The organism is Streptomyces sp. 1331.2 (assembly GCF_900199205.1).
Taxonomy (GTDB): domain Bacteria; phylum Actinomycetota; class Actinomycetes; order Streptomycetales; family Streptomycetaceae; genus Kitasatospora.
In genome coordinates this window covers 7195444-7210289 of the sequence record NZ_OBMJ01000001.1, presented here as the reverse complement: position 1 = coordinate 7210289, position 14846 = coordinate 7195444, and the positions used below count along the sequence as shown (strand labels likewise).

13 protein-coding genes and 1 pseudogene are annotated in these 14846 nt (G+C 73.1%); 4 read left to right on the top strand and 10 right to left on the bottom strand.

Features of this window, described 5'->3' with window-relative positions:
• Positions 1-2: 2 nt before the first annotated feature.
• The 5 genes and pseudogenes from CRP52_RS31310 to CRP52_RS40935 all read right to left on the bottom strand — a co-directional run.
• The gene (locus CRP52_RS31310; protein WP_097239467.1) at positions 3-1334 is read right to left on the bottom strand and encodes an amylo-alpha-1,6-glucosidase; all 1332 of its coding nucleotides are present in this window, start codon (positions 1332-1334) and stop codon (positions 3-5) included.
• Positions 1321-2598 (bottom strand): MFS transporter, encoded by a 1278-nt coding sequence (locus CRP52_RS31305; RefSeq protein ID WP_097239466.1) that lies wholly within the window; start codon positions 2596-2598, stop codon positions 1321-1323. Before CRP52_RS31305 ends, CRP52_RS31310 begins: the two co-directional genes overlap by 14 nt.
• A complete protein-coding gene (locus CRP52_RS31300) occupies positions 2595-3776 on the bottom strand; it encodes a zinc-dependent alcohol dehydrogenase (protein WP_218893141.1) in 1182 nt (393 codons plus the stop codon). Before CRP52_RS31300 ends, CRP52_RS31305 begins: the two co-directional genes overlap by 4 nt.
• Positions 3777-4014: 238 nt before the next feature.
• Complete coding sequence (locus CRP52_RS39980; protein ID WP_257032946.1) at positions 4015-4467, bottom strand: GntR family transcriptional regulator; 453 nt, start codon at positions 4465-4467, stop codon at positions 4015-4017.
• Between the two features lie 66 nt (positions 4468-4533).
• Positions 4534-4728: pseudogene (locus CRP52_RS40935) on the bottom strand (GntR family transcriptional regulator); the annotation flags it as partial.
• Positions 4729-4998: 270 nt separating this feature from the next.
• On the opposite strand from CRP52_RS40935, the gene deoC reads away from it, so the two are divergent.
• The 4 genes from deoC to CRP52_RS31275 all read left to right on the top strand — a co-directional run bounded on the left by deoC (position 4999) and on the right by CRP52_RS31275 (position 8696).
• The gene (gene deoC / locus CRP52_RS31290) at positions 4999-5691 is read left to right on the top strand and encodes a deoxyribose-phosphate aldolase (RefSeq protein WP_097239463.1); all 693 of its coding nucleotides are present in this window, start codon (positions 4999-5001) and stop codon (positions 5689-5691) included.
• A gap of 81 nt (positions 5692-5772) precedes the next feature.
• The gene (locus tag CRP52_RS31285) at positions 5773-6756 is read left to right on the top strand and encodes an aldo/keto reductase (RefSeq protein WP_097239462.1); all 984 of its coding nucleotides are present in this window, start codon (positions 5773-5775) and stop codon (positions 6754-6756) included.
• Positions 6757-6959: 203 nt separating this feature from the next.
• Positions 6960-8045 carry a cobalamin-independent methionine synthase II family protein gene (locus tag CRP52_RS31280; protein WP_097240484.1) on the top strand — a complete coding sequence of 362 codons (1086 nt, stop codon included), beginning with the start codon at positions 6960-6962 and terminating at the stop codon, positions 8043-8045.
• Between the two features lie 120 nt (positions 8046-8165).
• A complete protein-coding gene (locus tag CRP52_RS31275; protein ID WP_097239461.1) occupies positions 8166-8696 on the top strand; it encodes a GNAT family N-acetyltransferase in 531 nt (176 codons plus the stop codon).
• Between the two features lie 123 nt (positions 8697-8819).
• Here the strand turns inward: CRP52_RS31275 and CRP52_RS31270 are convergent, their stop codons facing one another.
• From CRP52_RS31270 to CRP52_RS31250, 5 genes are all read right to left on the bottom strand, one after another.
• A complete protein-coding gene (locus CRP52_RS31270; protein ID WP_097239460.1) occupies positions 8820-9584 on the bottom strand; it encodes a maleylpyruvate isomerase family mycothiol-dependent enzyme in 765 nt (254 codons plus the stop codon).
• 65 nt (positions 9585-9649) lie between these two features.
• The gene (locus CRP52_RS31265) at positions 9650-10957 is read right to left on the bottom strand and encodes an aldehyde dehydrogenase family protein (RefSeq protein WP_218893140.1); all 1308 of its coding nucleotides are present in this window, start codon (positions 10955-10957) and stop codon (positions 9650-9652) included.
• A gap of 145 nt (positions 10958-11102) precedes the next feature.
• Positions 11103-11402 (bottom strand): hypothetical protein, encoded by a 300-nt coding sequence (locus CRP52_RS31260; protein ID WP_179852982.1) that lies wholly within the window; start codon positions 11400-11402, stop codon positions 11103-11105.
• Between the two features lie 96 nt (positions 11403-11498).
• Positions 11499-13496, bottom strand: coding sequence for a GDSL-type esterase/lipase family protein (locus CRP52_RS31255; protein ID WP_179852981.1), 1998 nt, complete (start codon positions 13494-13496; stop codon positions 11499-11501).
• 125 nt (positions 13497-13621) lie between these two features.
• Positions 13622-14845: an ATP-grasp domain-containing protein gene (locus CRP52_RS31250; RefSeq protein WP_097239457.1), complete on the bottom strand. Its 1224-nt coding sequence runs from the start codon at positions 14843-14845 to the stop codon at positions 13622-13624.
• Position 14846 lies beyond the last annotated feature (1 nt).

The following is a 14846-nucleotide window of genomic DNA, read 5'->3' as shown; positions in this document are numbered from 1 at the left end:
GGTCAGCCTTCTTCCCTGGCCGTGGCCGTAGCCGCCGTGGCCGTTGCCGGGGCCGTCGCGGTGACGGTGGCGGCGGCCAGGTCCAGGACGAGGGAGCTCCAGCCGAAGGAGCGCGCGCCGTGCCCGACCGCGTCCTCCGGGCCGTAGCACTCCCGGGTGGTGTCCGAGGCCGCGACGAGCGCGCAGCTGCGCGCCGCGAGCGTGTCGGCCTCGGCCCGGTAGCCGCGTCGGCGCAGGCCCCAGTACAGGTACCAGTTGAGGTTGATCCAGCTGGAGCCGCGGAAGATGGCCCCGGTGCGGAAGGTGGGGTCGTACGAGGGCTCGGTGGCGGCGACGCTGGGCACCGGGTAGGGACGCCAGAACTCCCGTTCGTTCAGCAGGTGTTGCTCGATGACCCGGCGGGCGGCGGATTCCGGCACCGAGTCGAGGAGGACGGGCAGCAGCGAGCTGGCGGTGAGGATCTCGTTGCGCTTGCCGGCGACCAGGTCGAGGTCGTGGAAGGCGCCGCTGGTCTCGTCCCAGCAGTGTCGCATCAGGGCGGCGCCGATCGCCTCGGACTGCGCGGCCAGCCGGTCCGCGGTGCGCCCGTTCGATCCGGTCGTCCGCACCAGCCGTGCCAGGCAGGCCAGTCCGTCCGCGTAGACCGTGTTGACGAGCACGTCGTTCCAGACGAACAGCCGCCGGTCGCGCAGCGGGGTCTCCGGTGTACGGGTGGGCGCGGAGTAGGCCGTGATCAGCGAGCGCATCGCGCCGTGCCAGGCGGCGTGCACGGCATCCTCGGCGGCCGACTCGATGCCGAGGGCGCCGTCGTACTTGGGGCTGCTGTCCAGTCCGGACTCGTCGGGCTGGTAGATCTCCAGCAGGCCGGTGCCGGGGCTGGTGCGGTGCTCCCCGAGCCAGCCGAAGAAGGCGAGCGTCGGCGGCAGGACGCGGCGCAGCCACAGGTCGTCACCGGTGGCCCGGTACACCCGCTCGATGGCGCGGGCCACCACGGGCGGTGCGATGGTGACGGACCGCCACCCCTCCCAGAGGTCGATCCTGAAGTCCTCGGTGGCACGTGGGCGCAGGTCGTCCTGCCAGAGGACCATGTGCGGCAGGAAGCCGGTCGGGGTGACCGCGCTGAGCAGGGAGCGCAGTTCGTCCCGGGCCCGGCGGGTGTCGACGTGGGTGAGGGCGATGGCGTGGAAGCTGCTGTCCCAGGCCCACTGGAAGGGGTAGCTGTCCGGGGAGGGGCAGGTGAAGTCGTAGTGGCGCTGGGCCGCCCGGGAGAATCCGGTGCGGTGGTTGCGGGCCAGGGTGTCGCGGGCCCGGGCGGAGCTCTCAGTGACGGACATGCGGGGTGACTCCCGAGGGGGACACGTCGACGGGGGCCGGGCGCCGTCGCCCGGTGGCGAGCAGTGCTGCGGCGAGGGGCAGCAGGAGGCCGGCGAGGCCGAAGGCCGAGCGCACGCCGAGACGGTCGGACAGCGTGCCCAGCAGCAGGGGCGCGAGCATGATGCAGGTACTGACGGCGAGTTGGACACGGGCGGTGGCCTGGTCGGTGCGGCCGGGTGCCGCGCTCACCGCGAGCGAGAGGGTCAACGGGAAGAGGTTGGCGACCCCCAGACCGCCGAGGACCAGGCCCAGCAGGGCGACCCAGGTGGTGGAGGCGAGCCACAGGGCGAGGAACCCGGTGGCGGCGACGGTCAGCGAGCCGGTCACCAGGGCTGCCGAGCGGGCGGCGCGGGCACCGGCCGTCAGCCGGCTCCCCGCCAGCCGACCGACCAGTTCGCCTCCGTAGAACAGGGCCAGGGCCGCGGATGCCTGACTGTCCGTCAGATGCGCGGTGTCGGTCAGCAGGGGCGCGGCGTAGTAGGCGAGGCAGAACTCGAAGCCCACGACCAGGCCGCACAGGGCGGCGCGGAGCGGGAACGAGCCGCTCGGGCGGTCGGCGTGCGCGGGCTCCGGAGCGGTGCCGGTGGGCGGGGCCGTGCCGGCGGAGGGCGTGGCGTTCGGGCGCAGCGGCTCCGCGCGCAGCGCCGGGTACAGGGCGGCGAGCGCGAGGGCCGGCAGCACCAGGCACCAGTTCCAGGCGGCCCCGGCACTCTCCAGGCCGCTGATGACCAGCGGCGCGGCGAGGGCGCTGACGCTCGCGGCGGCGTTGGCCTCGACCAGGGCCCGCGCCCGCAGCGACTCGTGCCCGCCGTGGTGCTCGGCGAGCACCGCCAGGGCCGTGGTCTGCAGCAGGGCCCCGCCGATCCCGCCCAGCACCGCCGCGGCGAGGGTGACGGTGGCCGAGAGTCCGGTCGCCAGTAGGAGCGATCCCAGGGCCAGGGCCGCGAGTGCGGACCAGAAGAGCACCCGGTGGTCCAGGCGCGTGCGCAGCCGGCGGAACAGGAGGTTGGTGAGCATCGCGCCGGCGGCGAAGGCGGTGGAGTGCAGGCTCATCAGCGCGTAGGACAGCCGCAGGTCCTGACGCAGGAGCGGCAGCAGCGGGCCGAGCGCGTAGAGGACGTAGGCGTAGACGGCCAGGCCGCCGTAGGCCGTGGCGGTCAGCCGGTCCCGGACGAAGGCCGGGGGCCCCTGGTCCCGGGTGACCGGCACCGAGGCGCCGGTCACCCCGGTATCCCGGCCTGCTCGGCGAAGTCCTCGGCGGAGGCGGTGGCGGCCGTGGCGGCGGAGGCCGTGGAGGTGGTGACGGCGGGGATGGTCGCGGCGGCCGTGCGGCGCACGTGGTCGAGGAGGACGGACGGCGCCAGCAGCGAGGTCTTCATCGACGCGCCCCGGCCGTACCCGGTGAACGCCTCGCGGACGGCGGCCTCGTCGTCCAGGCAGGCCCGGGTGGTGATCAGCGGGGCGGGGTCGACCAGGCCGGACTCGACCAGCCGCAGGGCCACGGCGGTGACGTGCGCGGAGCGGGCCATCGGGAACGAGCGGACGTCGAAGGGGGTGGAGAGCAGCTTCAGGCCCTTGGCCAGGATCATCCAGGTGTTCAGCCGCTGCGGGACGGCCGTCGCGCCGTAGATGACGTACGAGCCGCCGGGGCGCAGCAGGCCCATCGCGATCTCCCGGATGTCCTTGTCCGGGGCGTCGTCCCGCCCGGCCGTGCGGGCCGGCGCCGCGATGTGCGGCAGGGCGTCGAACACGTAGTCCGCGTAGTGGTCGTGGTGCTCGCGCACATACGCTTCGAGCTCCGCCGCCTGGGTGTCGGTGTTGAAGGCGTGGGAGGCGCCGTGCCGCAGTGCGACGTCCATCCGGTCGCCGTTGCGGTCCAGCACGGTGATCGAGCCCGCGCCGAGGTGGCGGTGGAGCACCTGGACGGCCAGCTGGGCGCTGGGGCCGCAGCCGAGGACCACGCAGGTGTCGCCGGGCTTGGGCGGGTTGAGCAGCAGGGAGCGCAGGACGGAGGTCAGCGGCTCGATCACGGAGGCCAGGTCCGAGGGCACGTGCGGCGGCAGGACCACCGCCGCGGCCTGGTCGGCGTCGTAGAAGTTCCGCCCGGTGTACCAGGACGTCTCCACGCCGCGCCGGCCCGGGAAGAGCGGCCGCAGTGCCCGGTACTCGGCCATCCCGCCGAAGTCGGTCTGCCCCCAGTAGGTGACCCGGTCACCCGGTCGTACGTCGTCCCGGAGCCGTTTGCCGACCTCGACCACCCTTCCCACGTATTCGTGCCCGGGAATGATCGGCCAGTCCTCGGCGAAGAGGTGGCCGCGGAAGTAGGAGACGTCGGTCGAGCAGATCGAGACCGCCTCGGTCTGCAGCAGGATTTCGTCCTCGCGACATTCCGGATCGGGCACGAGGGTTCGGTTGATTTCTCCGGGAGCGGTCATGAGGTACGCGTACACGGTTTTTCCCTCCACGCATTCATGTGATTCCACCGCTGGCACCGGCGGGCCGGATCGCCCGCCGGTCGTTGCAGTCCCCCGTCGGAAATTCCTTCCGCGCGGTCGGGTCGGAGTTCTTTTCCGGAGTCGGAGTCTTTCAGGAGCAGGCGTCTTCAGGAGCCGGAGTTCTTTTCAGGACTCGGAGTTCTTTTCAGGAGTCGACTTCGAAGGCGACGTCCAGGGCGTACCGGTCGCCGACGTACCGGGTCTCGGTGAGTTCCAGGGGGCGCTCGTCCTGGTCCATGATCAGTCGCTCCTCGACGAGCAGGGCGGTGCCCGGAGCCACCGCGAGCAGCTCCGCCTCCCGCTCGCCGGCCGTCGCGGCCCTGATGGACGAGTGTCCGCGGGTCGGCGTCCGGCCGAGCCCGGCGAGCGTCTCGTGCATCGAGGCCGTCCGGAAGTCGATCTCCAGCAGGGCGGCGAGGTCGTCGGGGAACACCGCCCGCTCCAGTGCGGTCGGCACCCCGTCGGCCAGCCGGACCCGGTCGACCTCCACGACCTGGGCCGCCCTGCGCAGCCGGAGCCGGTGGACCTCCTCCGGCAGGGCCGGCCGGAGTTCCGCCGAAATCAGCTGCGAGGAGGGCTTGCGGCCTTGTCTGCGCATTTCCTCGCTGAATCGGACCAGGTTTTCCGCGCGACGGTGCGTCGGCGGTTCCGCAACGAATGTCCCGCGCCCGGACACCCGGTAGACCAGACCTTCCGTGACGAGCCGTTGAACGGCCGCCCGTGCGGTCATGCGGCTCACCCCGAATTCCTCGCACAGTTCCGACTCCGAGGGGAGCGGGTCATGCGGTCGGTGTTTGGCGATCCGATTCCGGAGCGCCTGTTCGATCCGGTGGTACCTGGGCGCGAAATCCGTTTCCAAAAGGGGGCCTCCGAAATTGAGAGTACGCCGTCTAGCTGTCTAGTCAACCAGCGTAGACCAGCACAGAGCCGGACATTCCGCGGCGAAAGACACCAAGGGCAAGAGGCGTGCAGGGTGATCCTCGTCACATCGGGGCCGGGTGCGCGGCGCCCGCCACCTCGCGTCTGCCTGTATAGACAGCTAGACAGGCAGGGGCTACCGTCGGACCGTCCGCGCGGTCGCGCCCCGAGCGCGGTGCGACGCACAACGCCTCACCCCTAGGACAGGCTCATGGACTCCACCGGCATCGACGTCCGACAGCTCGCCAAGATGATCGACCACTCCCTCCTGCGGCCCGAACTCACCACCACCGAGGTCCTGCACGGCTGCGAACTCGCCGCGGTCTACGACGTCGCCTCGGTCTGCGTGCGCCCCGCGGACGTCACCCTCGCGGTCAAGGCGCTCGCCGGCACCGCGGTCGCCGTCGGCACCGTCATCGGCTTCCCGCACGGCGGCACCACCACGACGGCCAAGGCAGGCGAGGCCGCGGACGCCCTGGCGGCGGGTGCGACCGAACTCGACCTGGTGCTCAACATCGGCCTGCTGCGCAGCGGCGAGGACGACGCGGTGCGGCAGGACATCGCCGCGGTCGTGGACACCGCGGGGGGCGCCGCCCTCACCAAGGTGATCTTCGAGAACGCCTACCTCGACGAGGACGCCAAACTGCGCGCCTGCCGACTCAGCACACTGGCGGGCGCGGACTTCGTGAAGACCTCGACCGGCTTCGCGCCCGGCGGCGCCACCCTGGAGGACGTCCGGCTGATGCGGGCGAACGTCCCCGCGCACATGAGGGTCAAGGCCGCGGGCGGGGTACGCACCCTGGACCGCATGCTCGAGTTCGTGGCCGCCGGCGCCGAACGCTTCGGCGCGACCGCCACCGCCGCCATCCTGGACGACCTGGCGGCCCGCCGGTCCGCCTCCTGACCCACGGGACGGCGTGGGCCATCGCGTGGGTCGGCAACCGACCCGGCGGCGCCGGCGGGCGCTTCGTGAGAGGGTCACGCCATGGAACAGCGCGTACTCGGCCGTACCGGCCGTCCCGTCTCGATCGTCGGACTCGGCACCTGGCAGCTCGGTGCGGATTGGGGGGACGTCCGGGAGGAGGACGCCCTGGCCGTACTGGAGGCCTCCGTGGAGGCGGGGGTCACGCTCTTCGACACTGCCGACGTCTACGGCGACGGCCGCAGCGAGCGGCTGATCGGCCGCTTCCTGAAGGAGCGCCCGGACGCGAAGGTGTTCGTCGCCACCAAGTTCGGCCGCCGGGTCGAGCAGCGGCCCGAGCACTACCACCTCGCCAACTTCCGTGCCTGGGCGGACCGTTCGCGGGCCAACCTGGGCGTGGAGCGGCTGGACCTGGTGCAGCTGCACTGCCCGCCGACACCCGTCTACTCCTCGGACGAGGTGTTCGACGCCCTGGACACCCTGGTGGCGGAGGAGCGGGTCGCCGCCTACGGGGTCAGCGTGGAGACCTGCGCGGAGGCGCTGACCGCGATCGCCCGCCCGGGCGTCGCGAGCGTGCAGATCATCCTGAACGCGTTCCGGCTCAAGCCGCTGGAGCGCGTGCTGCCCGCCGCCGAGGCGGCCGGGGTCGCGATCCTGGCACGGGTGCCGCTCGCCTCGGGGCTGCTCTCGGGCCGCTACACCGAGCGGACCGTCTTCGCCCCGGACGACCACCGCACCTACAACCGTCACGGCGAGGCCTTCGACCAGGGCGAGACCTTCTCCGGGGTGGACTTCGCGACGGGCGTCGAGGCGGCCCGGGAGTTCGCCGCACTCGCCCCCGAGGGCGCGACCCCGGCGCAGGCAGCGCTGCGCTGGGTCGTCCAGCAGCCCGGGGTGACGACGGTGATCCCCGGCGCCCGCAACGTGGCGCAGGCCCGGTCCAACGCCGAGGCCGCCGCGCTGGAGCCACTGCCCGCGGCCACCCTCGACGCGGTGCGGGACCTGTACGACCGCCGCATCCGGCCGCAGGTGCACGACCGCTGGTAGCCGCGGGCGGGGCTGCGACAGGGCCAAGGGGGTGTCCCCTCTGACCGACGCCTTGGATCCTGCCGGACACCGGCGCGGAGGGGGGCGCACGTCCGGCGCGCGACGCTGTTCGCGCGCCCCCTTTGTTTGTTCAAATGCCTTACCAGGAAGCCGAGTCGGGTAGTTTGGGCACCCCGGATGAACACATTCCACGGATGGGGATCATGGTGGACACCAACGGCAGGGCAGTGATCGAAACCGAGCCCATCGGCAGCCTTCCGCGGCCTGCCGAACTGCTCACGGCCATGGCCGACCACGCGGCCGGCCGGATCGGGGACGCCGAACTCGCCGCCGCCCAGGACAGTGCCGTTGCGGACACCATCCGCCGCCTGGAGGAGATCGGCTCACCGGTCGTCACCGACGGCGAGCAGTCCAAGCCCAGCTTCGCCACCTATCCGCTGACCGGCCTGGACCAGCTGGCCCCCGACGGCGTCGTCATCCCCTTCGCCGACGGGCACCAGCGCCAGCTGCCCCGCCTGACCGGCGGGCCGCTGCGCTACGGCGTCCACGCCGACCAGTACCTGCGGGCGGCGCAGCGGCACGCGACCGTACCGGTGAAGCAGGCCGTCATCGCGCCCTCGGCGCTCAGCCTGCTCTACCCGGCGGACGGCATCGACGGCTACCCGCGCGAGGCCTTCCTGGCCGACCTCACCGCCGAGGCCGAGGCCGACATCCGCGGCTGTCTGGACGCCGGCGCGCACCGCGTCCAGATCGACTTCACCGAGGCCCGCCTCGCCCTGAAGCTCGACCCGAGCGGCGGCCTGCTGGGGCAGTTCATCGAGCTCAACAACCGGGTCCTGGACCGCTTCACCCCCGCCGAACAGGCCCGGATCGGCGTGCACACCTGCCCCGGCGGCGACCAGGACTCCACCCACAGCCTCGACGTCGACTACAAGGCCCTGCTCCCCGAACTGCTCCGGCTCCGGGTCGGCGCGTTCTACGTGCAGCTCGCCAGCGAGCCCGACCAGGACGTCGTGCTCTCCGTCCTCGCCCAGCACCTTCCCCCGCAGGCGCGGATCTTCATCGGGGTCACCGACCCGATCGACCCGCGGGTGGAGACGGTCGAGCAGGTCCGCGACCGTGTCCTGGCCGCGGCCCGGCACCTGCCCGTCGAGCGGCTGGGCACCTGCGACGACTGCGGGTTCTCCCCGTTCGCCGACGACACCTCCACCTCTCGCGAGACCGCCTTCGCCAAGATCCGCGCCCGCGTCGATGGCACCGCCCTGGCCGCCGCCGCACTCGGCATCTAGGCCGCACCGCCCCGGGGCGCCCGTGCCGTGCCTGCACGGGCGCCCGCGGTCACCGTCCGTACGACGGACCGCCGGGGAAATACCGTGGCCGGGGCTCTGCCACGGTGATAACCATGTGACATGCTACATGGCGCTCAGATCACCCTTCGGGCCCGGCAGGAAGCCGACCTCCCCGTGTTCCAGGCCGAGTTGTACGACGATGTCGCCACCCGCTCACGGGCCGACAACCGGCCCTGGCGGCCCGTCCCGCCGGGCTCGGCGCAGTCGCCCTACGCGGTCACCGGGCCGTCCGACGAGTCGGCGTGCTTCTCCGTGGTGGTGACGGCCTCCGGGGAGCTGGCCGGTGAGGCCCTGCTGTGGGGCATCGACACCCACAACCGCAACGCCCACCTGGGCATCGCGCTGCGGCCGGGCCACCGGGGGCGCGGGCTCGCGACGGACGTCCTGCGGGTGCTGTGCCACTACGGCTTCCCGGTGCTCGGCCTGCGCCGGCTGCAGCTGGAAACCCTCGCGGACAACACGCCGATGCTCCGGGCCGCCGCCGCAGCCGGGTTCACCGTCGAGGGGACGCTGCGCCGATCGGCCTGGGTGTGCGGGGAGTTCGCCGACCAGGTGGTACTCGGGCTGCTGGCCGAGGAGTGGCGGGGATAAGCCGGGCGAGAACGCGCCGACACCGCGCCGTCGACCGGGGGGTCCGGTCGATGGCGCGGCGTTGGCCGGCCGTTCCGCAGGTCAGCGACGTCGAGGAGAGCGTCTGCGCTGCCGGCGGTCCGCTCAGAAGGCGGAGTTGGTGAACCACAGCTCCAGCAGCTGCTCGTCGCCGGTCACGGCGACCTCGGCTGCCGAGCGGTCGAGGCGGCCGTAGAGGAGGAGCAGCAGGTCGGCGGCGGTGGCCGAGACCGTGGCGTCGGCAGCCGGCTCGGCCGCCGCCGCACCGCTCTCCAGGCCGAAGCCGTCGGGGCGCAGGCGCACCAGCCAGTCGCCGTCCCCGTCGGTGCGGGTGAAGCGGATCGTCCGGTTCTCGCCGCGCAGTTCGGCCGTCCCCGGAGCGAAGAAGGCCGCGTACGGCAGGTTCGTCAGGAACTCGTCCACTCCGTCCGCGGCGAGCGCCGGGTCGAGCTCGGGCTGCAGGCCCAGCGCGAGTTCGGCGTCGACGCGGTGGACGAGGGTTTCGAAGAGCATCCGGCGCACCCAGAACCGGGCGTGCTGGTCGGCGCCCCACGCCCACATCGGCGCATCAAGGTCGGTGTCCGAGAAGGTCGCGTCGGCCTCGGCCGCGGACTCGGCGAGCCACGCCGGGTAGTCCTGCGTCCGCTCGGGGAGCTTCAGTTCGACGTCCCGGCTGGTGGGCGGCGCCTGGATGCGCCGACGGAGCAGGACGGTGAACCAGCGCTGGACGCTGCCCGCATGGCGGACGAGGTCGGCGAGGGTCCAGCCGGGACAGCTGGGGACCGGGATCGCCGGATCGGCGGCCCGCACCGCGGCGACGAACCTGGCGGTTTCGGCGGAGACGGCGGCGACGTGCTCGTTCGGGGTCATGGACGGGCGCTCCAGGGCAGGACGGAAGGACGGGACGGAAGGAGGGGGGAAGAATAAGGCCGGACTCAACCCAGCGGCTTGTCGACCACGGCCTTGAGGTGGCTGAACGTGTCGATCGAGTACTCGCCGTGGTAGCGCCCCATGCCGCTCTCGCCGACGCCGCCGAAGGGCAGGTCCGGCATCGCCAGGTGCGAGACCGGCAGGCCGAAGGTGAGCGCGCCGGAGGAGGTCTCCTCGGCCAGCCGCCGCTTGGTGTCCGCGGACTCGGTGAAGGCGTACAGGGCGAGCGGCTTGTCGCGCTCGTTGATGAAGGCGATCGCCGCGTCGAGGTCGGGGACGGCCAGCACGGGCAGGATCGGGCCGAAGATCTCGGCGCTCATCACCGGGGCGGTCTCGGGGACGTCGGCGAGGACGGTCGGGGCGAGGTAGCGCGCCTCGCGGTCGTGTTCGCCTCCGACGACGGTCCGCCCGCCGTCCAGCAGCGCGGTGAGCCGGTCGAAGTGGCGCTCGTTGACGATCCGCCCGTACTCGCTGTTCTCGGCCGGGTTGTCGCCGAACAACTCCCGCACCGCGTCGGCGAGTTCCTTCTCCAGGCCGGGCGCGGCGTCGCCGACGGCGAGGACGTAGTCGGGGGCGACGCAGGTCTGGCCGGCGTTGAGGAACTTGCCCTGGGCGATCCGCCGGGCGGTGACGGCGAGGTCGGCGCCGGGCTCGACCACGACCGGGCTCTTGCCGCCGAGTTCCAGGGTGACCGGGGTCAGGTGCTTGGCGGCGGCGGTCATGACGATCCGTCCGACCGCCCCGTTGCCGGTGTAGAAGATGTGGTCGAAGCGCTGCTCCAGCAGGGCGGTGGTCTCCGGGACGGCGCCCTCGACCACCGCGACCGCCTCCTCGCCGAGGTAGCGCGGCAGCAGTTCGGCGATGGCCGCGGAGGTCGCGGGGGCGAGCTCGCTGGGCTTGACCAGGGCGGTGTTCCCGGCGGCGAGGGCGCCGACCAGCGGGGCCAGGGCGAGCTGGAGCGGGTAGTTCCAGGGCGCGATGATCAGCACCACACCGAGCGGGTCGCGGACGACCCGGGCTTCGGCGGGGTGGAAGACCTCCGGCACGGCGGCCGGCCGCGGCTCCAGCCACTGCGGCAAGTGAGCCACGGTGTGGTCGAGTTCGCGGATGGTGAAGCCGATCTCGGTGCGGTAGGCCTCGGTGACGCTCTTGCCGAGGTCGGCGTGCAGGGCCTGCTGGAACGCCTCGGCCTGCTCGGTGAGCATGGTGCGCAGGGCGGCCAGCTTGTCCAGCCGCCAGGCGAGCGGCCTGGTCCGGCCGGTGGTGAACTCGGCCCGCAGGCGGGCGACCACAGAAGGGATGCTGTCGTTCATGAGGCTCTCGCGGTCTTGAGGCGTGATTGGCGCTTGACACATGGAACTTTCACCACATGAAGCAATAGCGACCCTAGGGATGAAAGGTTGAGTTTGTCAAGCATCCGCCCGCCCCGGACACCCCGCCCGCCCCGGACACCCCGGACTACGCCGCGCCGCTGACGCCGGGGGCGACGAACCGCCGGTGGAGCGGGTGGAACTCGACCGTCGGCTCACCGGTGATGCCCGCCTTCCCGATCTCGGGTGCCAGCCGGTCGGCGAAGAAGGCCTCGAAGGCCTGCTGGGACTCCCACACGTCGGTCACGTTCAGGCCGTCCCCGTCGAACCAGGCCACGTGCAGGTGGCCACCCGCCGGCGCGACGTCCTCCCAGCGCACCGCGTCACGCACCACGTCGTACTGCTCCGGGGTCGTCCCGGCCCAATGCATCGACATCACCACGGCCATGGCCCTGCTCCTTCGCGCTCACACGCCCATCACGGGGCTCGACCCCCCACACCTCAAGCCAACTCCCGCTCCCCTCCCGCCGCACCCCGGGGACCGTCAGCCGCCCGCGGTCAGGGACGCCCGCAGCCCGGCCAGCTCCGCCGCGTAGTCGGCCCCGGCCGCGCCGGTCACGGTGAACTCGGCCTCGACCAGGGCCACCGCGTGGCGTTCGTGCACCTCGCGCAGGCGGGTCAGACCGGTGAGCAGCGCGAGGGCACCGGCCTCACCCTGCGCGTCCCGGTGGGTACGGGCGATGAGCACCGCGGTGTACAGGCCCTCGGCGAGGGCGTCCAGGTCCGTCGCCGGGTACAGCATGCTGGGGCGGGAGTGGGTGCCGAAGCGGAACGCCTCGCGCAGGTACCAGTACCGGATGGTGGCGATCCGGTCGGCCCGGGTGTCGGCGAAGAGGGCGGTGTGGTCGGCGAGCCGGGCCCGGACCTTGGCGAGGATGCGCCGCCCGTACGCCCGGTCGGTGGCCGGTTCGCCGGGCGAGCCGGGTGCGCCGAGCGAACCGGGCAGCCCGGCCGGCCCGCGCCACAGGATCCGCTGCCGGTGCACCTCGGAGTCCAACGGCCAGGCAGCCGCCGCCTCCTCCGGCAGTCCGTCCGTGCCGCTCGACTCCGCGGCCGCCGCGAACTCGCACAGCAGCCGGGAGACGTAGAACTCGGGAAAGCTGCCGATCTCGGATCCGTGGGCCGGCGGCATGCGTTCCAGGTCCGCCAGGGAGGCGATCAACGGGTGCCGCGCCGCGTGCCGCAGGGTGTCCAGGACCTGAGCCTGGAGGTCCGAGTCGGGGACGGGCCAGGTGCCGGTGCCGACCACCGGGTCGCCGCCCAGCTCGCGCGCCCGGCGCAGCAACTCCCCTGCGGTGCTGCGCACCTGCTGCGGATCGACGTCGAAGCCCATCCGGTAGTAGTCGGCCACGCCGGGGCCGAGGTCGAAGAAGGCGTCCGGGTTCGGGTGGACGCAGACGTACCCGGCGTCGGGCTCCTCGCCCGTGTCGTACGGGGCCAGCCGGGTCGCGAGGGCGGTCGCGATGACCTGGTGGCCCGCTGCGGTCGGGTGGCAGTAGTCGACGAAGTCGGTGGGCTTCAGCAGCTCCGCCAGGTCGAGGACGTCGACGTTCGGGTCCGCCGCGAGGGCCGCCGTCTGCTCGCGGTAGGCGCTCTTCACCCGGTAGAGGTTCGTGTCCCCTTCGAGCGCGAGGTGCGCGTAGTGGCCGGCCTCCCGGTGGTCGCCGCGGCGGGCCAGGATGCGGCTGAGGTTGTAGGCCGCGATCGCACCGAGCGGGGTCCGTTCCTGCGCCGTCCGCCGAAGGATCTCGGCGGCCTCGGCGGCGGCGCCCCGGCGGTCGAGCAGGACGGCGAGGTTGTTCAGGGCGATGGGCCGGACGAACGAGCCGGTCGTCGCCGCCTTCCGGTAGCGGCGCCCGGCCGTGTCGAGGTCGCCGCGCTCGTGGGCGCCGAGGGCCGCGAGCAGCTCCCGTGCCTCCGGCCCGGAGCCGGTGGCGAGGTCGGCCACCCGCCAGTCCAGGCCGACGATCCTGGTGAACGGGGCGTGGGCGCCCATCAGCCCCGGAGGGAACCGCTCGTTGGCGACCGGGTTGACCAGGATCACCCGGGTGCCCCGCTGCCGCGCGCGGTCGGTGATGGCCTCCAGGTTGCGGCGGAAGTCCCGGACGGTGGTGGCGATGGCCGGCGCGGTCTCCTCCTCGGCCAGCACCAGCTGTTCGCGCGGCCGGATCCGGGCCACCGGCTGCGGTACGGGGCGCTCGGGCGCTCGTCGGAACAGGTCCCGCCGACGGTGGTACGCGCCCTTGTAACGCGCCGACCGGGCCGCCTCGTTGTTGCCCAGGTAGACGATCAGGACGTCCCAGCGCTGCCGGGACAGCGTCTGCAGGTAGTACCGGGCCGCGTCGGCGCTGGTGAATCCGGGGATGGCGTGGTTCTCGATCCGGTGCCGGCCGCGCAGCCGTTCCGCGAGCAGGCCCGGATGGACGACCTGCGGAGCGCCGATGCCCGCACTGCTGGAGTCACCGAGGACCAGGATGCGCACGTCGGACCTCCTCCACCACGACCGCTCTCCTCGACACGAACGGCCTCCTCGACCGCGTCGGACCACGTCGGACCACCTCGGTCACGACGGCCCGCTCGACCACGACCGGCCTGACCGACCACGACTCACCCACCGGCGCTGACCTCCAGGGCCCGCGCCACGACCGCCCGGAGCACCGCCTCGCAGGCCTCCCGGTCCGCCGCCTCGACCAGGGCCCGGCCCGCACCGGCCAGGGCGCTCTCCCGCATGCCCGGCAGCGGTTCGCCGTACGGGACGCCCAGCTCCACCTCCAGGACTCCCGGTATCGCGAGGAGGTCCTCGGGCCCGAGCCGGTTGCACCGGCCGGGCACGGTGGGCAGGTGGGTGAAGCCGAAGGAGCGGTCCGTGGTGGCCCGGAACTCGGTGGGGTCGCCGGTGACCGTCTGCACCGATGCCCCGAAGAGGTCGATGCCCAGCGCGTGCCGGGCCAGGTGCTTGATCCAGCTCCCGCCGGGCCTGGCCGCCAGTTCCCCGGCGGTGAACCGGCCGGGGCCGCCGAAGGCCTCGAAGTGGAACGCGGCGTCGGTCAGCCCGAGCGCCCGCAGCGCGGCGAGGGTGAGTTCGGCGGCCTCCCGCTGGAGGCCCGGGTGGGCCCGGTGCGGGAAGGTGGCGGTCGCGATCGGACGGTCGTCCCTGGTCTCGATCACCGGGGCCAGGTACTTCGAGACCAGCAGGGCCTCCAGCCGGCCTCGGCGCACCACGCCGTCGAAGTGCCACTCGTCGCCCCGGTTGTACTCCTCGACCACGAGGTCGTCGAGGCTGTCGTCGTCCCGGGCCAGGTTCCGGATCACGCTCGCCAGGCTGCGCAGGTCCGGGGCGACGGCACAGCCGCGGGTGCCCGCCGAGCTGACCGGTTTGACGACCAGCGGCCCGGTGAGCCCCTGCGCCACGGCCAGGGCGACGGCCCGTTCCGGTTCGGCCGCGGTGTGCGGGGCCAGCACCCAGTTCGCCGTGGGTACGCCCGCCGCCCGCCACGCGGCCTTCTGGACCGCCTTGTCCCGGCAGCGCAGGGCGACGTCGGGGTCGAGCGCGCGGGCGCCCAGAGCGGCGCCGAGGAGCGCCGCCGGGACGACCGCGAACTCGGCGATGGTGGCCACCGCGTCCGCCTCGGCCGGACCGGTGCGGGCCAGCGCGGCGAGCATCGCCTCGGTGGAGCCGTAGGAGTCGACCTGGACGCACGCCGTCACCCGGTCCCGCAGGGCGGCGGCGCGCCCCGCCTCCCAGGGCTCGTGCAGCACCGTGACGCGGTGCCCCGCGGCGGTGAGTGCCGGCAGCGGTTCGGCGCGGGCGCCCAGCAGCACGATCCGCATC